General features: G+C 37.5%; 32 protein-coding genes and 1 pseudogene. 31 read left to right on the top strand and 2 right to left on the bottom strand.

Annotated features, from left to right (window positions below; all coding sequences use genetic code 11):
* Positions 1-24 precede the first annotated feature (24 nt).
* The 22 genes from rpsH to rpsI all read left to right on the top strand — a co-directional run bounded on the left by rpsH (position 25) and on the right by rpsI (position 13,086).
* On the top strand, positions 25-423 hold the full coding sequence (gene rpsH, locus BN1243_RS13545) for a 30S ribosomal protein S8 (protein WP_062107640.1): 399 nt from the start codon (positions 25-27) through the stop codon (positions 421-423).
* A 30-nt stretch (positions 424-453) separates the two neighbouring features.
* The gene (rplF, locus tag BN1243_RS13540; protein WP_062107637.1) at positions 454-990 is read left to right on the top strand and encodes a 50S ribosomal protein L6; all 537 of its coding nucleotides are present in this window, start codon (positions 454-456) and stop codon (positions 988-990) included.
* Positions 991-1,024: 34 nt separating this feature from the next.
* Positions 1,025-1,387 (top strand): 50S ribosomal protein L18, encoded by a 363-nt coding sequence (gene rplR, locus BN1243_RS13535; protein WP_062107635.1) that lies wholly within the window; start codon positions 1,025-1,027, stop codon positions 1,385-1,387.
* A 23-nt stretch (positions 1,388-1,410) separates the two neighbouring features.
* The gene (rpsE, locus tag BN1243_RS13530; RefSeq protein ID WP_062107633.1) at positions 1,411-1,911 is read left to right on the top strand and encodes a 30S ribosomal protein S5; all 501 of its coding nucleotides are present in this window, start codon (positions 1,411-1,413) and stop codon (positions 1,909-1,911) included.
* A gap of 14 nt (positions 1,912-1,925) precedes the next feature.
* Complete coding sequence (gene rpmD, locus BN1243_RS13525; protein ID WP_062110626.1) at positions 1,926-2,108, top strand: 50S ribosomal protein L30; 183 nt, start codon at positions 1,926-1,928, stop codon at positions 2,106-2,108.
* 30 nt (positions 2,109-2,138) lie between these two features.
* Positions 2,139-2,579: a 50S ribosomal protein L15 gene (gene rplO / locus BN1243_RS13520; RefSeq protein WP_062107631.1), complete on the top strand. Its 441-nt coding sequence runs from the start codon at positions 2,139-2,141 to the stop codon at positions 2,577-2,579.
* A complete protein-coding gene (gene secY / locus BN1243_RS13515; RefSeq protein ID WP_062107629.1) occupies positions 2,579-3,871 on the top strand; it encodes a preprotein translocase subunit SecY in 1,293 nt (430 codons plus the stop codon). The genes rplO and secY overlap by 1 nt, the downstream gene beginning before the upstream one ends.
* A 68-nt stretch (positions 3,872-3,939) precedes the next feature.
* Positions 3,940-4,590 (top strand): adenylate kinase, encoded by a 651-nt coding sequence (locus BN1243_RS13510; protein WP_062107628.1) that lies wholly within the window; start codon positions 3,940-3,942, stop codon positions 4,588-4,590.
* Positions 4,590-5,336, top strand: a complete 747-nt coding sequence (map, locus tag BN1243_RS13505) for a type I methionyl aminopeptidase (RefSeq protein WP_062107626.1) — start codon at positions 4,590-4,592, stop codon at positions 5,334-5,336. The genes BN1243_RS13510 and map overlap by 1 nt, the downstream gene beginning before the upstream one ends.
* A 15-nt stretch (positions 5,337-5,351) precedes the next feature.
* Positions 5,352-5,687: a KOW domain-containing RNA-binding protein gene (locus tag BN1243_RS13500; protein ID WP_062107624.1), complete on the top strand. Its 336-nt coding sequence runs from the start codon at positions 5,352-5,354 to the stop codon at positions 5,685-5,687.
* Positions 5,665-5,883 carry a translation initiation factor IF-1 gene (infA, locus tag BN1243_RS13495; protein WP_057985584.1) on the top strand — a complete coding sequence of 73 codons (219 nt, stop codon included), beginning with the start codon at positions 5,665-5,667 and terminating at the stop codon, positions 5,881-5,883. Before BN1243_RS13500 ends, infA begins: the two co-directional genes overlap by 23 nt.
* Positions 5,884-5,919: 36 nt before the next feature.
* A complete protein-coding gene (rpmJ, locus tag BN1243_RS13490; protein ID WP_003156543.1) occupies positions 5,920-6,033 on the top strand; it encodes a 50S ribosomal protein L36 in 114 nt (37 codons plus the stop codon).
* A gap of 20 nt (positions 6,034-6,053) precedes the next feature.
* Complete coding sequence (gene rpsM, locus BN1243_RS13485; protein WP_062107623.1) at positions 6,054-6,419, top strand: 30S ribosomal protein S13; 366 nt, start codon at positions 6,054-6,056, stop codon at positions 6,417-6,419.
* A gap of 24 nt (positions 6,420-6,443) precedes the next feature.
* Positions 6,444-6,839, top strand: a complete 396-nt coding sequence (gene rpsK, locus BN1243_RS13480) for a 30S ribosomal protein S11 (RefSeq protein ID WP_062107621.1) — start codon at positions 6,444-6,446, stop codon at positions 6,837-6,839.
* Between the two features lie 163 nt (positions 6,840-7,002).
* The gene (locus tag BN1243_RS13475; protein ID WP_062107619.1) at positions 7,003-7,947 is read left to right on the top strand and encodes a DNA-directed RNA polymerase subunit alpha; all 945 of its coding nucleotides are present in this window, start codon (positions 7,003-7,005) and stop codon (positions 7,945-7,947) included.
* A gap of 63 nt (positions 7,948-8,010) precedes the next feature.
* Complete coding sequence (rplQ, locus tag BN1243_RS13470; protein WP_062107617.1) at positions 8,011-8,373, top strand: 50S ribosomal protein L17; 363 nt, start codon at positions 8,011-8,013, stop codon at positions 8,371-8,373.
* A 430-nt stretch (positions 8,374-8,803) separates the two neighbouring features.
* Complete coding sequence (locus BN1243_RS13465; protein ID WP_062107615.1) at positions 8,804-9,652, top strand: energy-coupling factor ABC transporter ATP-binding protein; 849 nt, start codon at positions 8,804-8,806, stop codon at positions 9,650-9,652.
* A complete protein-coding gene (locus BN1243_RS13460) occupies positions 9,628-10,497 on the top strand; it encodes an energy-coupling factor ABC transporter ATP-binding protein (RefSeq protein ID WP_062107613.1) in 870 nt (289 codons plus the stop codon). Before BN1243_RS13465 ends, BN1243_RS13460 begins: the two co-directional genes overlap by 25 nt.
* A complete protein-coding gene (locus BN1243_RS13455) occupies positions 10,494-11,291 on the top strand; it encodes an energy-coupling factor transporter transmembrane component T family protein (protein WP_062107610.1) in 798 nt (265 codons plus the stop codon). The genes BN1243_RS13460 and BN1243_RS13455 overlap by 4 nt, the downstream gene beginning before the upstream one ends.
* Before the next feature lie 6 nt (positions 11,292-11,297).
* Positions 11,298-12,044: a tRNA pseudouridine(38-40) synthase TruA gene (truA, locus tag BN1243_RS13450; RefSeq protein WP_062107608.1), complete on the top strand. Its 747-nt coding sequence runs from the start codon at positions 11,298-11,300 to the stop codon at positions 12,042-12,044.
* A gap of 193 nt (positions 12,045-12,237) precedes the next feature.
* Positions 12,238-12,675, top strand: coding sequence for a 50S ribosomal protein L13 (rplM, locus tag BN1243_RS13445; protein ID WP_062107606.1), 438 nt, complete (start codon positions 12,238-12,240; stop codon positions 12,673-12,675).
* A gap of 18 nt (positions 12,676-12,693) precedes the next feature.
* Complete coding sequence (gene rpsI, locus BN1243_RS13440; protein WP_062107604.1) at positions 12,694-13,086, top strand: 30S ribosomal protein S9; 393 nt, start codon at positions 12,694-12,696, stop codon at positions 13,084-13,086.
* A gap of 274 nt (positions 13,087-13,360) precedes the next feature.
* Here the strand turns inward: rpsI and BN1243_RS13435 are convergent, their stop codons facing one another.
* The gene (locus BN1243_RS13435; RefSeq protein ID WP_062107602.1) at positions 13,361-13,933 is read right to left on the bottom strand and encodes a LysR family transcriptional regulator substrate-binding protein; all 573 of its coding nucleotides are present in this window, start codon (positions 13,931-13,933) and stop codon (positions 13,361-13,363) included.
* Between the two features lie 378 nt (positions 13,934-14,311).
* On the opposite strand from BN1243_RS13435, the gene BN1243_RS13430 reads away from it, so the two are divergent.
* The 3 genes from BN1243_RS13430 (at position 14,312) to BN1243_RS13420 (ending at position 17,388) form a co-directional block, all read left to right on the top strand.
* Complete coding sequence (locus tag BN1243_RS13430) at positions 14,312-14,950, top strand: DUF6088 family protein (RefSeq protein ID WP_062107600.1); 639 nt, start codon at positions 14,312-14,314, stop codon at positions 14,948-14,950.
* Positions 14,931-15,872 carry a nucleotidyl transferase AbiEii/AbiGii toxin family protein gene (locus BN1243_RS13425; RefSeq protein WP_062107598.1) on the top strand — a complete coding sequence of 314 codons (942 nt, stop codon included), beginning with the start codon at positions 14,931-14,933 and terminating at the stop codon, positions 15,870-15,872. Before BN1243_RS13430 ends, BN1243_RS13425 begins: the two co-directional genes overlap by 20 nt.
* 958 nt (positions 15,873-16,830) lie before the next feature.
* Positions 16,831-17,388: a hypothetical protein gene (locus BN1243_RS13420; protein WP_154669859.1), complete on the top strand. Its 558-nt coding sequence runs from the start codon at positions 16,831-16,833 to the stop codon at positions 17,386-17,388.
* A 267-nt stretch (positions 17,389-17,655) separates the two neighbouring features.
* Here BN1243_RS13420 and BN1243_RS13415 read toward each other — a convergent pair whose 3' ends face one another.
* Entirely contained in the window at positions 17,656-19,104 is a 1,449-nt protein-coding gene (locus tag BN1243_RS13415) for a serine hydrolase domain-containing protein (protein ID WP_062107595.1), read from the bottom strand.
* 202 nt (positions 19,105-19,306) lie between these two features.
* On the opposite strand from BN1243_RS13415, the gene BN1243_RS13410 reads away from it, so the two are divergent.
* The 6 genes and pseudogenes from BN1243_RS13410 to BN1243_RS13390 all read left to right on the top strand — a co-directional run bounded on the left by BN1243_RS13410 (position 19,307) and on the right by BN1243_RS13390 (position 23,304).
* A complete protein-coding gene (locus BN1243_RS13410; RefSeq protein WP_062107593.1) occupies positions 19,307-19,690 on the top strand; it encodes a VOC family protein in 384 nt (127 codons plus the stop codon).
* Positions 19,690-19,838: pseudogene (locus BN1243_RS22945) on the top strand (RNA-guided endonuclease TnpB family protein); the annotation flags it as partial. The gene BN1243_RS13410 and the pseudogene BN1243_RS22945, both read left to right, overlap by 1 nt.
* 375 nt (positions 19,839-20,213) lie before the next feature.
* Positions 20,214-20,273 carry a hypothetical protein gene (locus tag BN1243_RS22685; protein WP_326569865.1) on the top strand — a complete coding sequence of 20 codons (60 nt, stop codon included), beginning with the start codon at positions 20,214-20,216 and terminating at the stop codon, positions 20,271-20,273.
* Positions 20,274-20,501: 228 nt separating this feature from the next.
* Positions 20,502-21,014 (top strand): DUF2798 domain-containing protein, encoded by a 513-nt coding sequence (locus tag BN1243_RS13400; RefSeq protein ID WP_062107590.1) that lies wholly within the window; start codon positions 20,502-20,504, stop codon positions 21,012-21,014.
* 990 nt (positions 21,015-22,004) lie between these two features.
* Positions 22,005-22,517 carry a DUF2243 domain-containing protein gene (locus BN1243_RS13395; RefSeq protein ID WP_062107589.1) on the top strand — a complete coding sequence of 171 codons (513 nt, stop codon included), beginning with the start codon at positions 22,005-22,007 and terminating at the stop codon, positions 22,515-22,517.
* Positions 22,510-23,304 carry a cytochrome c oxidase assembly protein gene (locus tag BN1243_RS13390; protein ID WP_062107587.1) on the top strand — a complete coding sequence of 265 codons (795 nt, stop codon included), beginning with the start codon at positions 22,510-22,512 and terminating at the stop codon, positions 23,302-23,304. Before BN1243_RS13395 ends, BN1243_RS13390 begins: the two co-directional genes overlap by 8 nt.
* Positions 23,305-23,381: the final 77 nt, after the last annotated feature.

Here is a 23,381-nt window from a genome sequence, read left to right as displayed (position 1 = left end):
AATCTGGGAAGGAGGTAAATTTAAATGGTTATGACTGATCCAATTGCAGACTTGCTTACTCGTATCCGTAACGCGAATATGGTACGACATGATAAATTAGAAGTTCCTGCTTCAAACATTAAAAAGGCAGTTGCTGAAATCCTTAAGCGTGAAGGTTTCGTTCGTGATGTTGAATATATCGAAGATAACAAACAAGGTATTATTCGTATTTTCTTGAAATACGGATCTAACAACGAACGGGTCATCACAGGGCTTAAGCGTATTAGTAAGCCTGGACTACGTGTATATGCAAATGCAAATGATGTTCCAAAAGTACTTAATGGCCTTGGTATTGCGATTGTTTCTACTTCTCAAGGCGTATTAACGGATAAAGAAGCAAGAGCCAAGCAAATTGGCGGAGAAGTACTAGCATACGTTTGGTAATATTCTTCTAAGAACGGAGGTGCGACATTTATGTCTCGTATTGGGAAAAAACCAATTGAAATCCCTGCGGGTGTTACAGTAGCAATGGACGGACACACTGTTACTGTAAAAGGCCCTAAAGGCGAATTAACAAATACATTCAATTCAGATATGGCCATTAACATTGAAGAAAATGTAATTCTTGTTACTCGTCCATCTGATTCTAAAGAACATCGTTCTCTTCATGGAACGACTCGTTCATTAATTGCAAATATGGTTGAAGGTGTATCTAAAGGATTTGAAAAGTCTCTAGAGCTAGTTGGGGTTGGATACCGTGCTCAAAAACAAGGTAATAAACTTGTATTGAACGTAGGTTACTCTCACCCTGTTGAGTTCGAACCTGAAGATGGCACAGAAATTGAAGTCCCTAGCAATACAAAGATCATTGTTAAAGGATTTAATAAAGAGAATGTTGGTGCGTTAGCATCTAATATTCGTGCGGTTCGTCCACCTGAACCTTATAAAGGCAAAGGAATTCGTTATGAAGGTGAAATGGTTCGCCGTAAAGAGGGTAAAACAGGTAAATAATGCCGCTTAGGCTACTCGAAAGGAGTGAATCGTGTTGATCACAAAACAGGATAAAAACAAAGTGCGCAAAAAGAGACACGCTCGTGTTAGATCAAAATTAAGCGGAACTACAATTCGTCCACGTTTAAATGTGTATCGTTCCAACAAAAACATCTATGCTCAATTAATTGATGACGAAAAGGGTGTAACAATCGTTAGTGCATCAACTATTGATAAAGAGCTAGGAATTTCATCTGCTGGCAACGTAGAAGCAGCTAAGAAAGTTGGAGAATTAGTTGCAAAGCGTGCAATTGAAAAAGGCTATAAGTCTGTTGTATTTGACCGCGGCGGATATTTATATCACGGACGTATCAAAGCACTTGCAGATTCAGCACGTGAAAGTGGACTTGAATTTTAATCGATAAAGGAGGGACAAAATAGATGCGTCAATTCGATGCGAATAAACTCGAACTAGAAGAACGTGTTGTTACCGTTAATCGTGTAGCAAAAGTTGTAAAAGGTGGTCGTCGTTTTCGCTTTACTGCGCTAGTCGTAGTCGGAGATAAGAACGGTCATGTTGGTTTCGGAACTGGAAAGGCTCAGGAAGTACCTGATGCAATTCGTAAAGCAGTTGAAGATGCTAAGAAAAATATGATTGAGGTACCAATTGTTGGAACAACTATTCCACATGAAATCATTGGGCGTTTTGGCGGAGGACAAATCTTGTTGAAACCTGCCAGTGAAGGTGCTGGAGTTATTGCAGGCGGTTCTGTACGTGCGATCCTCGAACTTGCAGGAATTGCTGACATTACATCCAAATCACTAGGTTCAAGCACACCAATTAACATGGTTCGTGCTACAATGGAAGGCATTAAAAATTTAAAGCGTGCTGAGGACGTAGCGAAATTACGTAATAAAACAGTAGAAGAACTGTTAGGTTAAGGAGGGGATCAATGATGGCAAATAAATTGGCAATTACCCTCACTCGTAGCTTAATTGGCCGTACAGAAGGCCAACGTGAAACTGTCAAAGCACTGGGACTGCGTAAATTGCATCAAACTGTTGAACATGACGACAATGAGTCCATTCGCGGAATGATCAATAAAGTATCCCATCTAGTTACTGTTAAAGAACAGTAATCCAAATCGAAGATTAAGGAGGTGCCAACTATGAAACTTCATGAGTTAAAACCTGCTGAGGGTTCCCGTAAAACACGCAACCGCGTTGGCCGTGGAATTGGCTCAGGGAATGGTAAGACTTCCGGAAGAGGCCAAAAAGGGCAAAATTCGCGTTCAGGTGGCGGAGTACGCCTTGGATTTGAGGGAGGCCAAACTCCTTTGTTCCAACGTTTACCTAAACGTGGGTTTACTAACATACATCGTAAAGAGTTTGCAGTTGTGAATCTTGATGCGCTAAATCGTTTTGAAGATGGTACGGAAGTTACTCCGGAACTCTTGATCGAAACAGGCGTAGTTCGCAATGCAAAGTCAGGTATTAAAATTCTTGCTAAAGGCAACATCGAGAAAAAGCTCACTGTGAAGGCGAATAAATTTTCCTCTGCTGCCAAAGAGGCAATTGAAGCTTGTGGCGGTAAAACCGAGGTGATTTAATGTTCCGGACAATCTCCAACCTATTGCGTGTCGGTGATATTAGAAGAAAGATATTATTCACCCTATTAATGTTAGTGGTTTTTCGATTGGGTGCTTTTATACCTGTTCCCGGAGTCGACCCAGAAGTCTTGAAATTTCAGGATCAGGCAAGCTTGTTTGGATTTATGAATATATTTGGTGGTGGGGCTCTTCAAAACTTCTCCATATTTGCTATGGGAATTATGCCGTATATTACGGCCTCCATCATTGTCCAACTATTACAGATGGACGTTGTACCAAAATTTACTGAATGGTCCAAGCAAGGTGAAGTAGGTCGTCGAAAGCTTGCTCAATTTACACGTTACTTTACTATTGTACTTGCTTTAATCCAAGCCTTTGGAATGTCCTTTGGTTTTAACAGAATGACTGGTTTACAGCTCATCAAAAACCCAAGTTTCGGTACTTATGTTACGATTGCGGTTGTACTAACTGCCGGAACGGCATTTTTAATGTGGCTTGGTGAAGAAATTACATCTAAAGGTGTAGGTAATGGAATATCCATCATCATTTTCGCTGGGATCGTAGCTGCAATTCCTACAGGAGTTAATCAGCTTTATGCTCAACAATTTGAGAATGCTGGAGAGCAATTATTCTTGCGAATCATTGTTTTATTACTCATTGCGCTTGTAATTGTTGCTATTATTGTTGGTGTTGTATTTGTACAACAAGCTTTACGCAAAATTCCAGTTCAATATGCTAAAAGGGTGGACGGACGTAGTCCGGTTGGGGGCCAGAATACTCACTTGCCGCTGAAGGTAAATGCTGCCGGTGTTATTCCGGTCATTTTCGCCAGCGCATTTATGGTGACGCCACAAACGATTGCTTCCTTCTTCTCATCTGGCAAAACAGCCAGTACCATTCAATACTTTTTTGATCATACAAAGCCAATTGGTATGACTATTTTCGTGGCACTTATCATTGCATTTACGTATTTCTATGCATTTGTTCAGGTTAACCCTGAGCAAGTAGCTGAGAATTTAAAAAAGCAAGGCGGTTATATCCCGGGAATTCGTCCAGGAAAAAACACTCAAGATTATTTAATGAGAGTGTTATATCGATTAACTTTTGTTGGCTCGATATTCCTCGCATTAGTTTCCGTATTACCTGTCTTCTTTATTAAATTTGCAGGATTGCCACAGTCCGTTCAAATTGGCGGTACTAGTCTTTTAATTGTAGTGGGAGTTGCGCTAGAAACAATGAAACAATTGGAAGCCCAGCTGGTGAAGCGACACTATAAAGGCTTCATTAAATAATCAAAATGGTTTTAGGAACAAGCTATTATTGTTCCTGATCCCATTTAGATGCTCGGGAGCGATGAAAGGTGAACTTAGTTTTAATGGGCCTACCCGGTGCTGGAAAAGGCACTCAGGCTGAAAAGATTGTGGAAGAGTATAAAATACCTCATATTTCGACAGGGGATATGTTTCGTGCAGCTATGAGTGATGGAACAGAACTTGGGTTGAAAGCTAAATCCTTTATGGATAAAGGTGAACTTGTTCCTGATGAAGTAACAATCGGTATTGTCCGTGAACGTCTTGCCAAGCAAGATTGTGAAAAGGGATTTTTATTAGATGGTTTTCCGAGAACAGTAGCCCAAGCAGAAGCTCTTGAAAATATACTCGCCGAAATTGAAAAAAAGATTGATTATGTGATCAATATTGATGTTGATCAAAGTGTATTGATGGAACGTCTAACTGGTCGACGTATCTGTAAAAAGTGCGGTTCCACATATCATCTTGTTTTTAATCCACCATCTGAAGAAGGTATTTGTGATCGGTGTGGAGGCGAATTGTACCAACGCCCAGATGACAATAAAGAAACAGTTAAAAACCGTCTTGACGTTAACATAAAGCAAACAAAACCACTTCTTGATTTTTATGAATCAAAAGGGTACTTGAAAAATATCAATGGTCAGCAGGCGATTGAACAAGTATTTTTAGATATTGATTCATTACTAAAAGGTTTGGTATAATGATTATTTGCAAAACACCCCGTGAAATAGAAATTATGCGGGATGCTGGAAAAATCGTGGCTTTGACCCATCAAGAACTTAAGAAACATATACAACCAGGAATTACGACAAAAGAATTGGATTCCATAGCTGAAAAGTTTATTCGACAACATGATGCATATCCTTCTTTTAAAGGCTATAACGGGTTCGCTGGAAGTATTTGCGCTTCTGTAAATGAAGAGCTTGTACATGGCATACCTGGGAAACGGGTTTTGAAAGCAGGAGACATTATTAGTCTCGACATTGGTGCTCAGTATAATGGTTATCATGGCGATTCAGCATGGACTTATGCGGTCGGAGAAATTGATGATGAGACTCAAACACTTCTCGATGTCACGGAAAAGTCCCTTTATCTTGGTCTCGATCAGGCTAAACCAGATATGCGTCTTTCAAACATTTCCCATGCGATTCAACAATATGTCGAATCAAAAGGTTTTTCCATTGTTCGTGAATATGTTGGCCATGGTATTGGCCAAGATTTACATGAAGACCCACAAGTTCCACATTACGGACCACCGAATAAAGGACCTCGTTTAAAGCCTGGTATGGTTATTTGTGTGGAGCCGATGGTTAATGCGGGAAGCCGTTATGTAAAAACCTTACAAGATAATTGGACGGTTGTTACGCTCGATGGTAAAATGTGTGCACATTTCGAACATACCATTGCAATAACAGAAACTGGGTACGAGATTTTAACTAAACTTTAAGCGTAGGTGATCTTGTTGAATGATTCTGATTCGACTCCCCGAATAGGTCAAATCGTGCTTATTAACAAGGGACGAGACACAGGACAATTCGCGATTATCATTAAGCATGTTGATGATAGGTTTGTTCTTATTGCGGATGGCGATAAACGAAAATTCGACAGTCCCAAAAAGAAGAATATCCAACATCTTACACTTTATAACTTCGTTTCTACAGAAGTTCGAAACAGTTTAACAGAAATAGGTAGAGTCACTAATGGGAAATTAAGATGGGCACTAGCCAAATTTGTTGAAGAATGTCTGGATGTTTTAGAGAAGGGAGCCGGATTTGATGGCAAAAGAAGATGTAATTGAAGTCGAAGGTACAGTTGTTGATACATTACCAAATGCAATGTTTAAAGTAGAATTGGAAAATGGTCATACAGTGCTAGCTCATGTCTCAGGGAAAATTCGCATGAATTATATTCGTATTCTTCCTGGTGATAAAGTAACTGTGGAGCTTTCCCCTTATGATTTAACTCGCGGAAGAATCACATATCGCTTTAAATAAATTATGCACTCCGGACTATTAAGGAGGTTATACAAAATGAAAGTACGGCCATCAGTAAAGCCAATCTGCGAAAAGTGCAAAGTTATTCGTAGAAAAGGCAAAGTTATGGTAATTTGTGAAAACCCAAAACATAAACAAAAACAAGGATAATAAGGAGGTGCACGTATAAAATGGCACGTATTGCTGGTGTAGACATTCCACGTGAAAAACGTGTAGTTATATCATTAACATACATTTACGGAATCGGTAAAAGCACAGCTTCCAAAGTTCTTGCAGAAGCAGGCGTTTCTGAAGACACACGAGTTCGTGATCTAACTGATGATGAGCTTGGGAAAATTCGTGATATTATCGATAAGTTGAAAGTAGAAGGAGATCTTCGTCGTGAAGTTTCTTTAAACGTAAAACGTTTAATGGAAATTGGTTCTTATCGCGGACTCCGTCATCGCCGTGGTCTTCCTGTTCGTGGGCAAAATACGAAAAACAACTCTCGTACACGTAAAGGTCCTCGTAAAACAGTAGCAGGTAAGAAAAAATAGTAGGTAAAGGAGGTAGTAGGTAAAATGGCTCGTAAAACAAAAACGAATACTCGTAAACGTCGTGTGAAAAAGAATATTGAATCCGGTATTGCTCATATCCGTTCTACATTTAACAATACAATTGTTACGATTACGGATGCACAAGGAAATGCGGTATCTTGGTCTTCAGCAGGTGCACTTGGTTTTAAAGGATCACGTAAATCCACTCCATTTGCTGCACAAATGGCTGCAGAAACAGCTGCAAAAACATCGATGGAACATGGTATGAGAACTCTTGAAGTTACAGTAAAAGGTCCTGGTGCTGGACGTGAAGCTGCTATTCGCGCTTTGCAAGCTGCAGGTCTTGAAGTAACAGCAATTAGAGACGTAACTCCAGTTCCACATAACGGATGCCGTCCACCAAAACGTCGTCGTGTTTGATTCTGAATAAATTTTGTATTCCCTGTCTATAATGGGGTAGTATATGAATTTATGTTCGTCATGAATCAATTCTTCATCCAGTTGTTGCACAAGTGGGATTGTAACATGGGGGATTTCGTAAGTAGATTCGAAATTTCGACGTTTTGAAGGAGGGTATATTTGAATGATCGAAATGGAAAAGCCGAAAATTGAAACAATTGAGATCAGTGATGATGCCAAATATGGAAAATTTGTTGTAGAACCACTTGAGCGTGGATATGGTACAACTTTGGGTAACTCCTTGCGTCGTATCTTGCTATCTTCTCTCCCTGGTGCTGCTGTTACATCAATCCAAGTTGAAGGAGTACAACACGAATTTTCAACTATTGAAGGTGTTGTAGAAGATGTTACATCTATCATCCTTAATATTAAAAAACTTGCTATAAAGGTATATTCCGATGAGGAAAAAACTTTAGAGATTGATGCACAAGGAGAAGGGGTAATAAAAGCCTCTGATATTTTGCATGATAGTGATGTAGAAATACTTAACCCAGACTTGCACATTGCGACACTTGGGAAAAATGCAAATTTCCGTTTGCGCATGTCAGCCAAACGCGGTCGTGGTTACACTCCGGCTGATCAAAATAAACGTGATGATCTGCCAATCGGTGTTATTCCAATAGATTCAATCTATACTCCGGTTTCACGTGTAAACTATCAAGTTGAAAATACACGTGTTGGACAGATGACTAACTATGATAAACTAACGCTGGATGTATGGACAGATGGAAGCATCGGTCCGAAGGAAGCTATTTCTTTAGGTGCAAAAATCTTAACAGAGCATTTAAATATTTTTGTAAACCTAACAGATGAAGCTCAAAATGCTGAAATTATGGTTGAAAAAGAAGAAGATCAGAAGGAAAAGGTTCTTGAAATGACTATTGAGGAGCTTGATCTTTCCGTTCGCTCTTATAACTGTTTAAAACGTGCTGGAATCAATACTGTTCAAGAGCTTGCTAATAAGTCTGAAGAAGATATGATGAAAGTCCGAAATCTTGGTAGAAAATCTCTTGAAGAGGTTAAAGCTAAGCTAGATGATCTTGGCCTAGGCCTTCGCAAGGATGACTAACAATAACAGTTGACCAATAATGTGTAAGCTGGTAAATGATTATCAACAAGGGAGGGAAACTGGATGTCATACAGAAAATTAGGACGTACGAGTTCTCAACGTAAAGCACTACTTCGTGATTTAACAACGGATCTAATTATCAGTGAGCGAGTTGAAACAACTGAGGCACGTGCCAAAGAACTTCGTTCGACTGTTGAAAAGATGATCACTCTTGGAAAACGCGGTGATTTACACGCTCGCCGTCAAGCAGCTTCTTATATTCGCAATGAAGTCGCAAATGCTGAAACAAACCAAGATGCTGTACAAAAATTGTTTGCAGAAATTGCGCCTCGTTATGCAGAACGTCAAGGTGGTTATACTCGTATTATGAAACTTGGACCACGTCGTGGCGATGGTGCTCCAATGGTTGTTATTGAATTAGTATAATAGACTTTTGAAAGAAAGGGCGAGGTCGTTAGATCATATCCTAACTTCTTCTCCCTTTTTTGCAAATTTCGCAGTGTATAGCGCAGCTAGCCTAGCAGTCTTTTGGGTTCGCCTATTCTGTCTATGTGACGCTTACAGCGCTTGCACTTTTCGTTGATAGATCAAAGCTAAAAAGAGCGTTACGATAGGCATCGTCTCTTATTATAAGATAAAGTGACCTTCTTTTGTGGGAGCTGCCTTACTATAAGTCTAGCTCTTCCACTTTTGGACACGGTGACCCTGTCTAGCTCGTGCACCTCCTCCTATGAAATCCTAAAAAGGATTGGGAATCTTTTAAAAGATTCCTGGAGAGAGGTGCAGGCTTTTTTTCTATTTTTGGACTTTTTAAATATATATGTTCTAGTCTGTTTCGCCAAAGGGGGAGAAAGGAATGGAAAATGGGAACAAACCCATTATTTCAATTCAGGATGTTTCCTTTAAATACGAAGGGCAAGAAACTTTTGCTTTAGAAAATGTCTCTTTCTCAATATCAAAAGGGGAATGGGTAGCGATAGTTGGCCACAATGGGTCAGGAAAGTCTACTCTTGCCAAAATTTTAAACGGACTACAATTTCCTACTAGTGGAATCGTTACAGTAGGAGATATCCAATTGAGCAAAGAAACGATTTGGGATATCCGCAAAACAGTCGGTATGGTTTTTCAGAACCCTGATAATCAATTTGTCGGAGCAACTGTGCAAGATGATGTGGCTTTTGGTTTGGAGAACCACGGGGTTTTAAATGAAGAAATGAAAGAACGTGTACTTCATGCACTTGAACGTGTGCATATGGCTAATTTTCTTGACCAAGAGCCACATCATCTATCCGGCGGGCAAAAGCAGCGAGTTGCTATTGCTGGGATTATTGCTTTAAGGCCGAAAGTTATTATTTTAGATGAGGCCACCTCTATGCTTGATCCACTGGGACGTGAAGAGGTATTAAACACAGTTCGCGAATTAAACAGTGAACAAGGCTTAACTGTTATTTCGATCACACATGATTTAGAAGAGGCGGCTAAGGCAGATCGAATTATCGTCATGAATAAGGGACATGTTTTTAAAGATGGAACTCCAGATGATATTTTTGAACTAGAAGAAGAGCTAATTAGCCTTGGACTTGATACTCCTTTCCCTATCAAAATGGCGAGTAGTTTACGGAAAAATGGTTTTACGTTACCTAAGAAATCTTTGACCGATGCGGAGTTGTTAGATGAATTATGGACATTACACTTCGGGAAGTAGAATATAGATACCAAGTGAACACCCCATTTGAACACCTTGCCCTTGAAAATGTGAATTTGTCCATTCCTAAGGGGATTTATATGGCATTGATTGGCCATACAGGGTCGGGGAAATCTACCATTCTTCAACATTTGAATGCACTTCTGCAGCCGACCAAGGGGCAAGTAATCATTGGGGATCGCGTAATAGATGCAGAAAAACGGGAAAAAAACTTACGATCTATTCGCCAAAAAGTAGGGATAGTTTTTCAGTTTCCTGAGCATCAATTGTTTGAAGAAACGGTTGAAAAGGATATCTGTTTTGGACCGATGAATTTTGGTGTTTCTGAAGAAGAAGCAAAACAAAGAGCAAAGATTCTCATTACAGAAGTTGGTCTTTCTGAGGATATTCTACAAAAGTCTCCTTTTGATTTATCAGGAGGGCAAATGAGAAGAGTCGCCATTGCAGGTGTACTTGCAATGGAACCGGAAATTCTTGTATTAGATGAGCCGACTGCAGGACTTGATCCTAGAGGCCGTACGGAGATTATGGAGATGTTTTACCGGCTACATAAGGAGAAGGACTTATCAACAATTCTCGTTACTCATAGTATGGAAGATGCTTCAAAGTATGCGGATGAAATTGCCATTATGCATTCGGGTCAAGTGAAGAAAATTGCTGATCCAAGAACGACCTTTTCAAACCCTGAGGAATTGCTTGAATTGGGATTAGATGTGCCAGAAGTTGTTAAGTTTCAGTATCTTTTTGAAAAAAAATTAGGTAGAAAATTGGATAAAACGTGCCTGACGATTACGGAGTTGTCTCAAACCCTAAAAGAATTACAGGATCGGGGTGACTACTCATGATGGAGAAAATGATTTTTGGAAGATATATTCCAGGAGATTCTATACTCCATCGACTTGATCCGCGGTCTAAGGTCTTGTTTGTATTTGCCTTTATTTTTATTATCTTTTTAGCGAATAATGTCTATACTTATGGAATACTGCTTTTATTTGTAGCTTTCATTGTGCTTTTGGCCAAGATTAATATCCGCTTTTTAGCAAATGGGTTAAAGCCTGTCTTGTTTCTAGTTATCTTCACTTTCGTTTTACAAGTTTTTTTCAATAAAGCCGGCGATGTCATCTTTTCTTTAGGGTTTATTAAAATATATGATGAAGGACTGCGGCAAGGGATCTTTATATCATTGCGATTCTTCTTACTTGTACTAGTAACTTCATTGTTAACATTAACAACTACCCCTATTACACTAACAGATGGACTGGAAAGTATACTGAACCCTTTAAAGAAATTAAAGTTCCCTGTTCATGAGTTAGCATTAATGATGTCTATCTCTCTCCGGTTTATCCCAACGTTGATGGATGAGACTGATAAAATTATGAAGGCTCAGATGGCACGCGGTGTTGATTTTTCAGGTGGTCCTGTGAAAGATAGGGTGAAAGCCATTATTCCATTGCTAATACCGTTATTTGTCAGCAGCTTTAAGCGTGCGGAAGAATTAGCGATTGCAATGGAAGCGAGAGGTTACCGTGGTGGAGAAGGAAGGACTAAGTATCGGGTTTTACAATGGAAGTTAGCAGATACACTAGCGACATTATCATTGTTTTTACTCGCAGGATTGTTATTTGTTCTAAGGTCGTGATACACAATGAATGACACAACTCGTTATAAAGCAATCATTGCATATGATGGTACAGCATTCTCAGGATTTCAGATTCAAATGAATGGAAGAACGGTTCAGGAAGAATTGGAGAAGGCTTTAAAAAAGATACACAAGGGCATACAAATCAAAGTAACAGGTTCTGGTAGAACAGATGCTGGTGTTCATTCCCGGGGACAAGTTATTCACTATGATTCCTGGTTACGAATCCCTCCTATGAACTGGATAAAGGCTCTTAATACTGTACTTCCAAGTGATGTCGCAGTATTAAAGGTAGAAAAGGCAGCAGAGGATTTTCATGCTCGCTATGATGTTAAGGGAAAGACCTATAAGTATGTTATTTATACTAGTCCTGTTAGAGACCCGATTAAGCGCCATTATGCTGCTCATTATCCTTATAAAATTAATATTAGTGACATGAAGGCAGCTGCTAAATATTTAGTTGGCACACATGATTATACGAGTTTCTGTTCTACTAAAACAAAAATAACTAATAAGGTTAGAACGATCTCTAAGATTCATATAGAGCAAGATGAAGAGCAAGTCACCTTCTCGTTTACAGGGAATGGATTTCTCTATAATATGGTTCGGATTTTAGTGGGGACTTTACTTAAAGTTGGAACAGGGAAAATTACTCCGGAATCAATGACGGATATTATACAAAAAAGGGATCGAGAGTGGGCTGGAAAGACGGCGCCATCAGAAGGATTGTACCTTTGGGAAGTTTATTATTAAGGTCATAAAAATATGTGAAACAACTTAACCAGGTGTACAAATTTTTCTTGACATTATATAATGAAATAAGGTAAGATATCCTATGGTATTGTTTCAATTCCACGATAAGCCCCGAATCTTATTGTGTTGAAAATAAGTACAATTGTGATTGTTAAATTTGAACTTTGGAATTTTTATATTGGGAGGGTAACAAATGCGTACTACGTATATGGCTAAGGCTAGCGAGATCGAACGTAAATGGTACGTGATTGATGCTGAAGGCAAAACGCTTGGTCGTCTTGCATCTGAAGTAGCGTCCATCTTGCGTGGTAAACATAAACCAACTTTTACACCGCATGTTGATACAGGTGATCACGTTATTCTAATTAATGCTGGAAAAATTGAATTAACTGGTAATAAAATGGCTGATAAAGTTTACTACCGCCACTCTGGTTATGCTGGTGGTTTGAAAACAAGAACAGCACAAGAAATGCGTGCGAAATTTCCAGAAAGAATGCTTGAACTAGCAATCAAAGGCATGCTTCCAAAAGGAACACTTGGACGTCAAATGTTCAAGAAATTGCATGTATACGTTGGAGCAGAGCATCCGCATCAAGCACAACAACCGGAAACTTACGAGCTTCGCGGTTAATAAAGGGAGGGAAATCAATTGGCACAAGTTCAATACTATGGTACAGGTCGCCGTAAGAGCTCCGTAGCTCGTGTACGTTTAGTACCAGGCGATGGTCGTATCGTGATTAATAATCGTGATGTTGAAGATTACATTCCATTTGCATCTTTGCGTGAAGTAATTAAACAACCTCTAACTGCAACTGAAACTGTAGGCAGCTACAATGTTTTAGTATCTGTTAACGGTGGCGGCTACACAGGACAAGCAGGAGCTATCCGTCATGGAATCGCTCGCGCACTTCTTGAAGTAGATCCTGAGTTCCGTGGAACACTTAAGCGTGCTGGTCTCTTAACTCGTGACCCACGTATGAAAGAACGTAAAAAATACGGTCTTAAAGGCGCACGTCGTGCACCACAGTTCTCAAAACGTTAATCTTTATAAAAACATTGGTATATCAACGTTTACAGGCTATCCCACTTTTGGTGAGATAGCCTGTTTTTGTTTGTGGAAAAGTTAGTGAATGTAAATTGAATGTAATTATTTTACTGATAAATTATTGCAGTGAAAAATGCCCCTTGTTGATTGGCAAATTTCTTAGTAAATTATATTTTTTATTTTGTAGTAAACAGATTTAGACAAAAGTGATGGTTTGGGAAGTGCTACTGTAAGAAACAATACAACTAACACGAGGCTTTATTTTCTTGCTCTATTCTAGTAAATGTTTAAAGAACTTATTTGCTGATATAGAAAGAGGGCTCTCTTTTTTTGTTATTATTCCAATTTGTCGTTTTTCTATATTTTCACCTGTATGTACCTCAAATAATTCACCCTTGGATAATTCCCTCAAAACCAGTTCTCTGGTTACAAAGGCAATTCCCATTCCAATTTTGGCACACTCAATTAATAATTCAACACTGCCAACTTCAACGTCAGGTTTTACACATAACCCTTTTCTTTGGAATATCTGATTAAGAAATTTCCTAGAACTACTTGTTTTAGAGAAAGAGATTATTGGATAGTTCAACATCTCATCTAATGCTAACGTTTTATTAGCCAACTCTTTATATTTCTCTCCTACAATAAAGGTACTACTAATGGTTAAGTAATCAGTCATATGGATTTCATTATTATTAATAGGTAAATGAATAATTCCGATATCAATAAGTCCATTTTCTAGTTTTTCAATTATATGTGGTGTAGAACCGTGTTGGAGTTTTATTTTTATTTCAGGATAGATCTTTTGAAATGTATGTATTTGTGGAAAAAGCGATTTTTCCAAAGTCCGTGCTTAGGATCCAACAAATTAAATGAGTATTTGAACAGTGGAGGGTTTCGGAATAACTTACTCTCTTGTTCCTAAATTTCAAAATGGCAAATGTTTTATTTTTTTATACTGTTAAATTTGAAATATGGAGATTATAGTTGTACCAATATCATAGTTATTGAATCAATGCTGAAAGTGAAAAGGTTAAATCGTAATAGTAATTTATAACAACCTTAAAGGGGTATCTCCTTTTCGTTACTCTTGAAACTTCAAAATCCTACTGTCGAAACCTTACAAAAAGATAGGATATCTTTTTCTACATAAATTAAGTTGTCACATTTTTTTATATTTTTTATTAAAATGTGTTACAATAGAGATATGGAGGTGTTAAGAATGGATTTATACCAATCCTTGGTCAATAAATATGGTTATGATGAACCCATTTTTATGGAAGATTTAAAAAAGGAAATCGATTTTTTAAAGCCAGATGCATTAAGGCAGTCTCTAAAAAGAATGGTTGATAATGAAAAGATATGCAGGTATAAGGATGGTATCTATTTCATTCCAAACCCGAAATCGATATTGAAATCAAGAACATTAAGCGTTAATAAAATCATTAATAAGAAATATTTATATAACAAAAATCAAAGAATTGGGTATACTACTGGTTTATCTTTTGCAAATTTATTAAAATTAACCACACAAAATCCTGGGATGATTGAGATTGTTACAGCAGCTGAAAAGTCTGCAATTAGAATAGTTCATTTTAATAAGCGTAAGGTTGCGTTACGAAAATCGCGCGTTGAGATAAATAACGATAATTACAAATTGTTACAGGTTCTCGACCTTCTTACTAATTTTGATAGGTTAAGCACCAAGCCAATTTCAATAGCATCTAAGAACATCTTGGAATATTTAAGTGATGTGAAAATCACAAAAGAGCAATTGAATAAATACCTGAAGAACTATCCAACCAAAACGTCCAAAAACCTAATAGAAAGTGAGTTGTACGATGTACTTACACAAAGATAGTGATGCTTTTGCAGAAATTGTACAAGCAACTGCTGATGATATGGGGATTCCAGAAGAATATATGGATAAAGACTATTTTGTGTCTTTATTGCTAAAAAATATTGCCCGGGAATCCCCGAATGTAATTTTTAAAGGAGGTACCTCACTTTCTAAGTGTTATGGAGTAATTAATCGGTTTTCGGAAGATATTGATATAACATTAAATCTTAATTCAAATGCAACAAATCGTGAAAAGGAACATGAGAAAAGAGAGCTTATAACCGCCATCAATCGTGCTATTAAAAGATTGGACATGCATTTAATAAATCCGGAAAAAATTCTTTCAAGACGCGATTTTAATAGATACGAGGTAGAATATTCTGCAATATTTGGGACTGGAGAAATTTTAAGATCCCATTTACTAATAGAATCATATTTAACTCTCAAGTCTTTCCCTTTTGAGCGAAGACAGGTTAATAATTACATCTTGGAATATTTGAAGAAAGAAGGTCAATTTGATTTAATAAAACAATATGAACTAGACCCATTTGAAATAAACGTGCAGTCAATAGAACGAACCTTTATTGATAAGATATTTGCGATTTGTGATTATCACGAACTTGGGTTGTATACTCAGAACTCAAGGCACTTCTATGATTTACATAGGATTTGGGAAAACAGTACATTTGTTGATGAAGAATTAGTTATACTCTTTTATGAAGTAGCGCATGAGCGTAGAAAAGTAGAGAAGCGTAACATATCCTCTAGAAGTGGGTATCTATTAAAAAGTGTTTTAAGTGATATCCTTGAGAAGGATTATTTTAAAGAAGATTATAATTCGAACACTCTTTATTTGTTGTTCGAGCAAGTAGATTATAAAACAGTAAAGAAAAGTTTATTGGAAATTTTAGATCGTGGTATTTTTCCAGATGTTGTGGAGTGATAAACTAATATTATTCAACGGGGTAATCACTTAAAAAGTCAGAAAAATCCATATATATCTAGGGTTAAAAAGGGAATGTAATTCGACCTTAGTGAATGTAATTTGAATATAATTTTTCGTGGGGAAATTTCAGACCTTTCACTTTCGGTTGTTTTTAAAGATTCGAACATGCGCGTGTCACACCTTTTTTTACACCTCGTTATCTTCGTTCTTAGAGATGGTTTTCTTTATTCAAGTAGCTCGCCAAAAGTTCACTTAAATTTCCGTCTGTATCTTCTGTGATGTGTGTAAATATCCATTGTGGTACTGATACGTGCATGTCCTAATCTTCGCTGGATCAAACGGGCCATTTTGTTGAACAAGAAAATGGAGATTGTGAAGAACTGTACTTAACTAACGGGGAAGGTTAGTGGAAGAAATAGCAAGTGGGTTTAACTATGAGAAGTGTCGATGACATTAAGGAGCTGTCCAAAAGGTGGAAGATCACTTCCCTTTTTGGCTGCCCCTTTTAGTTGTTTTAAACGAGGGTGTTGATTTCCGCAGAAGGCGCTCGCTTTCCGCGGGCATGGCTTGAGCCTCCTCAGTCGCTGTGCGACTGAGGAGGCTCAAGGCTCATGTTATTCCCGCAGGAGTCTCGCACCTTCTGCTCCAATCAACGTGCTTAAAATGAAACGGTTATTTTTAACATATCTAAAAAGGTGCATAAAAAAATCGTCCTACCTAGTAAAATGAAGTTACCACACAACATTCATAGGGAGGACGATTTTTATGTGCAATCCGAAGATTACTACTGATCATCATAACACATAACTTACGCTATCAACAGATGAAACAAAAGAAAATGACATTCCTAAACGCCAATTAGCCCCCACATTCAAACTCTACAATATCCATCAAAGCTTTGCCATCTTCGATGTTCAGGAGTTCATTTCGGAAAAACATATTGCGCGTGTGATGGATGAAATGGTGGAGACGCTTCCCGGTGCACAACTCTTTGCGTATTATACGGGTGGCGGCGATGCAGACACCCGATTTCCGTACAATCAACGAATTCCGTGGAAACCGCATGAAAGCGATGATGGATGAATTATTCGAAACGATGATTCTAAAATTGATTGAAGATAAATATATCACAATGGAGAACTACTTCTTGGATGGGACAGAACTAGAAGCTGATGCCAACAAGTATTCTTTTGTATGGAAAAAAACAACCTTTCATTTCGAGGAGAATTTGAAGAAAAAGATTCAGGAAACCCTTCGGAATATACATGAAATTGCACAAGCCGAAGCCTTGGAACTTGATCCGATGCCAATAGATGAAGTGGCCCCTGAACAATTGGAAGTATTGGCTGCCGAACTTGAAAAGCAAGCAGATTCTCTAACAGAAGAAATCGAAATACGAAGGAAGTGCCACTTCGCAAGGCACTCCGCGCACGTCGTGTGCTTTGAAAAAGCCAGCGAAACAGATCCGCCAAGACTTCTTACCACGCATATAAAAATACAGACAGCACCATGAAATATTCGGGACCGAAACAGTTTTTCGAAGACCGATCATGATGCCACATTCATGCGGATGAAAGACGACCATATGAAAAACGGACACTCCTGAAAATAGCCAGCATTCGCCAGCTATTTTCAGGTAATATGCAAAAAGATACAAAAACAGGAGGAGAAAACAGTGTCATTTTTCTCTTCCTGTTTTATTCGAGGGACTTATAGGACAGCCCAGTTTCTTTAAACTAAGAATATTGATAAATTAGGATTTATTTACTTAACATTATACTTATTTTCGGACTGAGGAATCTGATCGGTGAGTATATACAAACCAAGTAATGCTTGCTGTTAATAATGTTGACGAAATTAAAGCTGTAAGAACACTATATGTCTGCCAAATAAGTATCGTTGACCAATCGAAGGCAAAAAACATTATACACTGGGCAATCGTAGCAATTAGGAAAATAATTGTTACGATTGTTCTCTTTTTTGTCATTGGCTGCTGCTCATTTGTTTTCCTTTTTCTTAATCCTAAGAAAAATAACAGAACGGTCAATAGGCATAGAATGATTGTGGTAGACGACAAAATGATGTCCAAAAGCTGTGTGCCGCTTATCTCATATGACTGAGTTAGATTGCCGTTTAATATATTTTTAACCTTCAGTACCAGGTTTATATTGGTATTTGCGCCGTTGCTCAGTAAGGAGATGGCTGTTCGTTCATTTGGCATTATGGCTACTTCGGTTCTAAAATTTGGATTACCCCCAGTGTGTTCTATAAACGTTTGTTCGGCGTTTACCGACCAACCTGCCGCATAATACATATCATTGACAGCCGAAACAGACATATCCCCCCTATGTGATTTTTCGATAACCCTGTGAAATATTTCGGGTATGTCCTGCACGATACCCATCTGTATGCCCATCCAACGCGCCATATCTTTTGAATTAGAAATGATATAGCCGGCAGGTTTATTCCCTGCATAATCCGGAGCGTTAAATGGAGTTGTTATAAAAAAGGAAGAACGGTAGCCCTGTGCTAACTGTCCAGTGGCTTGAGCATCTTCTTTATAAACATACGTCTGGTGAAGACCTAAGGGTAGAAATACCTGTTCCTTCATATAGTCTTCATAGCTTTGCCGTGATACAATCTCAATAACCAAACCCAATACGTCATAATTAACGGTTCCATAGTTATATTGTTCACCGGGAGAGAACGCCAATTCTGCATCTACCAGCGTTTCCACAGTCTTTTGCAACATATCAGGCGTATTACCTTGTGGAATATTTTGAGTATGTTTTATATTTGTTAGGCCGCTGGTATGGTGAAGAAAGTTATTTAGTGTAAGGCTTTGCATATCAACAGGTTTACCTTGATACTTTAACGTAAACCAAGGTAAATATTTTTGGATAGGGTCAGTCATTGATAGCAGCCCTTGCTCTTCCAATAGCAAAATCGCCATACCAGTAAAAGCTTTACTCACCGAGGCCAACTCATAGAGTGTATTTTCACTTGCAGACAACCCCTTTTCAAGATCTGCATACCCAGAAGAAAAGTAGAACACTTCACCATCAGCAAGTATTGAGATTGATATTCCAGGCACACCTGATATACGACAGGCATCATCTAGCAATGACTGTATTGCCGCAGATTTCGAATCAGACAACGCATAACTATGTGTTCCGAATCCTGAGAATAATATAAGTATCGTTAATACAAAAACAATAGTCTTTTTCATACACTCCTCCTTTTTGTAGAATTATAAGGGTATAAATAACTTATTTTTATAACTATAAACTAAACTCTAAATTTATCTTTCTATATAATATCAAATAATTGTGAGAGCTACTCTTAAACTAACGAGGTAGTTAAGTTGAAGAAGGATTTTACAAAAGGTTATAGAAATTAATAAATAAACCATTTTTATAAGGAGACAGTTAATGAAGAACTTATTATTGTTATCTCACTGTATATTTCCAACGCAGGATATAATACAAACAGCTAATTTTTATGAAAAGAAAATGGGATTTAAAGCTGTTCATTATTTAAATTCCAATGAACCACATATTTGTTTATACCGTGACACAACAGAGATTATCTTAACAAAATCTAATGGACAAAAAGTAATTCCAAATAGAAAATTATATGGTTATGGGTACGATGCATATTTTATTACCAAAAACCAAAAAGAACTACAAGAAGAGTTTGTCAATTCTAATGTAAAGATAGTCCGTTCATTAGATCATACTGATTACAACAATAAAGAATTTGTAGTCGAAGATATTGATGGAAGATGGATAGCTTTTGGGATTAAACTAGACTGAAGGTAATAGTAATTTTTGTGAACAAGTGTACTTAAACGGGGGCGTTCGTTTTGTTGAACAAGAAGAAAGTTATACATCAAAAGCTAGTTTCCTAGATAGGGATACGATTCCTGTTTGGACAAAAAGGGATAAATCGAACTACACATTCAAATTATCAAAAACAGCTCCGTCGGAAGGGGCTGTTTTTATCTTTAAAAGGCTATTGACTCCAATTTTGCCCCAATAATTTCCATCTCATTTTTCATTCCTTTCACTTGGACTTTCTGTACTCAAATAATCGACTAACATATTAATGATATTTTCTTCACTTTCTTTTGTGACATGGGTGTATATATTTATTGTTGTACAATCCTAGAATGACCTAAACGCATTTGTACATCTTTCATTCAAGCACCGGATGAAAAACAGCATATGCTGATGATCGGCTCACTGGGTACAGCAAAATTGGCATTGTCTGCTGATTTAACAAGAAACGAATTACTTCCAATGGCTTCTAACACGTTTTAGTACGCCGGAAGCACACATAATTTTCCTGGACGAAGTTTTTAAATCAAATAGTGCTATACTGAACACTCTCGAATGAAGCAATGGAAACCCCTCCACACTATTCCATTAAGGGCCATTTTGTAGAATAGTGTTAAAACGTGGAAAAGGCTTTTGGGAAGTTTACTTAAATTAAAGTGCAGTTTTGTTGAGAAAAGTTAAGGCAAGAATGAATCATTCAAAATATTTGTTCACAAAATGTTCACTTACGAGGAGGTTCTTACTATTCCTATACTACAAAGGTAGGAAAAAGAAAGGATGATGAAATTTGCCAACAACTAAGAAAGAAAGTTTACAATTTGGTTTAATAATGTGTTTTGGGATGGTATTAGTTATGACTATATATAATTTTTACCTTAATGGAAGTATCGGGAAAATGACTTTTATAGAAGGAATATCTGATTTTTTTATTGGGTTTGTGATTGCTTTTATACTTGACATGTTTATAGTAGGGCCGAATGCTAAAAAGATAGCATTGAAATTAACTATAAATACAACTAAGAAACTCTATACAGTCCTGGCCATATCAATATGCATGGTTTTAGGAATGGCGTTTTTTATGTCTATTTACGGATTAGTTTCAACTTATATTCATAATGGCTTTACTTCTAACTCAGTGGTTGTAGATTATTTTACAGTTTTTGGTAGGAACTTGATTATAGCATTACCTTTACAGGTTATTATTATGGGACCGCTAGTTCGTTATATATTTACTAAGTATATTAAATCCAATAGAATGAATATGGAAAATAAGAAATGTAACATTTTATCAAAAAATTAAAGTTCATAAATTGTGGAGATTTAATATCCCATTAGAAGAAAGAAGTTGTTTGCAATTGCAATCGGCTATGTTTGTATTGGAGGATTGGAACCATACTAGCCTCACTTATTCTATTGAATTAGGCAATAATAGAATAGAATTATTTACAAGTCGGTTCCTTTGGAAAATCTTCTAAAATAAAAATTGATGGCTATTACTTTGTTCGACTAACGATCAAAATAATGGCTTTTTCTATTTGTGTAATTGCAGTTGAATTAGCAAAATGACTGATAATGCTGAAATTAACGTTTTGAGAACTGTGGTGCACGAGGTGCGCTTTTAAGATCGTATTTCTTACGTTCCCTTGTTTACCTTTGTTTACAATAAAAATATGGATATATCAACGTTTACAGGCTATCTCATCATAAGTGAGATAGCCTGTTTCTGTTTAATGAAAACGAAGTGATTCATTGCATTGCCTACGAATATTTAGATAAAGGATAGCTATAAACGATTTTTCAAAAAGGTCGTTAAAATCGAAAGCCTCCTTGTATAGTTGAAATGAAAAAACGTGCGTTTAATCATCATAAGTTATTGAAGCTTTCTAATATAGGAGAAATGATTTCTTTTAAAAGATAAATGATTCAGTTTATTAATTTAAAAGAAGGAGTAAGTATAGTGTGTTTAAAACTAGTGTGTTGCATTTTTATTATCCATACTACTTATCGGTTGTTTGGAATCGCAAACAGGTAACGAAGAGGAAAATAATAAGAGTGATCCAGTGATCGCGCCAAATAATTGAATACTGGATCCAACACTCTCTATTGATCAAATGTGCAGAACCACCTAGTTAAAACTCTAATGCTTTTTCATTATTTTGGTCATGGTCTGGAAAACAGATTCTTGGGCTTATTTCCACAGGATTATTCCAATCCCTTTAGGCTGTTTATCAGGAGAAGTATGTGGAAACGATAAATGTATATATGTGAAAGTTACACGAAGGAGAAGAAAATGGGTATTAAAAATGGAAGTCGAAACAATTATTCGAGTACTTTAAATAAAAACAAGTACAAAAGTCGTAATCTATGGTCAGGCATTCTGTTTGGAATGGGCTTAGCTGCCTTTTTTGATGAGACGGTCTTTCATCAACTATTGCGTTGGCATCATTTCTATGATAAGTCCACAACCGAAATAGGGCTAATTTCTGATGGGCTGTTTCATGCTTTTAGTTGGTTTGCCACAATTGGGGGTTTGTTTATGTTTGCAGATCTTCGAAGACGAAACGCATTGTGGCTAAAGAGGTGGTGGGGAGGAGTGTTACTTGGTACAGGCGGTTTCCAGTTATACGATGGTACAGTTCAACACAAAGTGATGAAAATCCACCAGATTCGTTATGTTGAAAACGTATTTGTTTATGATCTGATATGGAATATCGTAGCTGTTTTCATGATTATTATCGGTCTCAGTCTTGTATTTTCTACACGAAGTAGCAAACAATATGGAAAGGTTGTCTCACATGAATAATCATATTCAACATGTTGGGATCATCCCTCAGCTACTTTTGGCACTACCATTTGTGTTGGCTTTCGTTATGTATATCCTTGCTGTTATCTTTTCCAGTAGACGTTATAAACCATGGCCGATGTACCGTACTGTTTGCTGGACCTTGGGAATTCTCCTCGCGATTATTGCCGTTGCAGGTCCCTTAGCAAACCGTGCCCATGTATCTTTTACAGCTCACATGTTTGGCCATTTGTTGTTGGGGATGTTGGCGCCGTTGCTTCTCGCATTAGCGGCCCCGATAACTCTTGTGCTGCGAATGTTGAGTATACCTTTGGCGAGAAAGCTTTCGAAGGTTCTTAAAAGCTGGCCATCGCGAGTGTTTACAAATCCTATTGTCACATCCTTCCTTAATATAGGCGGATTATGGTTGTTGTATACTACTAATCTATATTCACTTATGCATGAGAGTACCCTTTTGCATTTAATCGTGCATCTCCACGTGTTCTTGGCTGGATATCTGTTTACAGTCTCAATGATCTATATCGATCCGACCCCCCATCGAGTTTCTTTTTTGTACCGTGCTCTCGTATTTGTGATAGCTCTAGCTGGCCATGGAATTCTATCAAAGTATATCTACGCTCAGCCGCCTAAAGGAGTACCATTAGAAGAGGCCGAATTTGGAGGCATGCTCATGTATTATGGCGGGGATATCATCGATATTATTCTTATTTTCATCCTTTGCTTCCATTGGTTTAGAGCAACTAGGCCTCGTATTGAAGGGGTGCATTCAAAAGTAACTCATGATTAGGACACACTATGTTAAAAGGAAATATTCTAAAGGCGGAGATACACTGTGTGAATTAAATAGATATTAAAAATAAGTAG

It is taken from the genome of Bacillus niameyensis, from assembly GCF_001375535.1.
In the GTDB taxonomy this organism is placed as follows: domain Bacteria; phylum Bacillota; class Bacilli; order Bacillales; family Bacillaceae_C; genus Lederbergia; species Lederbergia niameyensis.
Note: the sequence above shows the minus strand (reverse complement) of the source record. Positions and strands in the feature narration are given on the sequence as shown.

What these genes read in the sequence shown, in the direction of transcription:
- rpsH (WP_062107640.1), top strand. Translation starts at nt 25, where the DNA reads ATGGTTATGACTGATCCAATTGCAGACTTGCTTACTCGTATCCGTAAC.
- rplF (WP_062107637.1), top strand. Translation starts at nt 454, where the DNA reads ATGTCTCGTATTGGGAAAAAACCAATTGAAATCCCTGCGGGTGTTACA.
- rpsE (WP_062107633.1), top strand. Translation starts at nt 1,411, where the DNA reads ATGCGTCAATTCGATGCGAATAAACTCGAACTAGAAGAACGTGTTGTT.
- rpmD (WP_062110626.1), top strand. Translation starts at nt 1,926, where the DNA reads ATGGCAAATAAATTGGCAATTACCCTCACTCGTAGCTTAATTGGCCGT.
- rplO (WP_062107631.1), top strand. Translation starts at nt 2,139, where the DNA reads ATGAAACTTCATGAGTTAAAACCTGCTGAGGGTTCCCGTAAAACACGC.
- secY (WP_062107629.1), top strand. Translation starts at nt 2,579, where the DNA reads ATGTTCCGGACAATCTCCAACCTATTGCGTGTCGGTGATATTAGAAGA.
- map (WP_062107626.1), top strand. Translation starts at nt 4,590, where the DNA reads ATGATTATTTGCAAAACACCCCGTGAAATAGAAATTATGCGGGATGCT.
- infA (WP_057985584.1), top strand. Translation starts at nt 5,665, where the DNA reads ATGGCAAAAGAAGATGTAATTGAAGTCGAAGGTACAGTTGTTGATACA.
- rpmJ (WP_003156543.1), top strand. Translation starts at nt 5,920, where the DNA reads ATGAAAGTACGGCCATCAGTAAAGCCAATCTGCGAAAAGTGCAAAGTT.
- rpsM (WP_062107623.1), top strand. Translation starts at nt 6,054, where the DNA reads ATGGCACGTATTGCTGGTGTAGACATTCCACGTGAAAAACGTGTAGTT.
- rpsK (WP_062107621.1), top strand. Translation starts at nt 6,444, where the DNA reads ATGGCTCGTAAAACAAAAACGAATACTCGTAAACGTCGTGTGAAAAAG.
- BN1243_RS13475 (WP_062107619.1), top strand. Translation starts at nt 7,003, where the DNA reads ATGATCGAAATGGAAAAGCCGAAAATTGAAACAATTGAGATCAGTGAT.
- rplQ (WP_062107617.1), top strand. Translation starts at nt 8,011, where the DNA reads ATGTCATACAGAAAATTAGGACGTACGAGTTCTCAACGTAAAGCACTA.
- BN1243_RS13465 (WP_062107615.1), top strand. Translation starts at nt 8,804, where the DNA reads ATGGAAAATGGGAACAAACCCATTATTTCAATTCAGGATGTTTCCTTT.
- BN1243_RS13460 (WP_062107613.1), top strand. Translation starts at nt 9,628, where the DNA reads ATGGACATTACACTTCGGGAAGTAGAATATAGATACCAAGTGAACACC.
- BN1243_RS13455 (WP_062107610.1), top strand. Translation starts at nt 10,494, where the DNA reads ATGATGGAGAAAATGATTTTTGGAAGATATATTCCAGGAGATTCTATA.
- truA (WP_062107608.1), top strand. Translation starts at nt 11,298, where the DNA reads ATGAATGACACAACTCGTTATAAAGCAATCATTGCATATGATGGTACA.
- rplM (WP_062107606.1), top strand. Translation starts at nt 12,238, where the DNA reads ATGCGTACTACGTATATGGCTAAGGCTAGCGAGATCGAACGTAAATGG.
- BN1243_RS13430 (WP_062107600.1), top strand. Translation starts at nt 14,312, where the DNA reads ATGGATTTATACCAATCCTTGGTCAATAAATATGGTTATGATGAACCC.
- BN1243_RS13425 (WP_062107598.1), top strand. Translation starts at nt 14,931, where the DNA reads ATGTACTTACACAAAGATAGTGATGCTTTTGCAGAAATTGTACAAGCA.
- BN1243_RS13420 (WP_154669859.1), top strand. Translation starts at nt 16,831, where the DNA reads ATGAAATGGTGGAGACGCTTCCCGGTGCACAACTCTTTGCGTATTATA.
- BN1243_RS13415 (WP_062107595.1), bottom strand. Translation starts at nt 19,104, where the DNA reads ATGAAAAAGACTATTGTTTTTGTATTAACGATACTTATATTATTCTCA.
- BN1243_RS13410 (WP_062107593.1), top strand. Translation starts at nt 19,307, where the DNA reads ATGAAGAACTTATTATTGTTATCTCACTGTATATTTCCAACGCAGGAT.
- BN1243_RS13395 (WP_062107589.1), top strand. Translation starts at nt 22,005, where the DNA reads ATGGGTATTAAAAATGGAAGTCGAAACAATTATTCGAGTACTTTAAAT.
- BN1243_RS13390 (WP_062107587.1), top strand. Translation starts at nt 22,510, where the DNA reads ATGAATAATCATATTCAACATGTTGGGATCATCCCTCAGCTACTTTTG.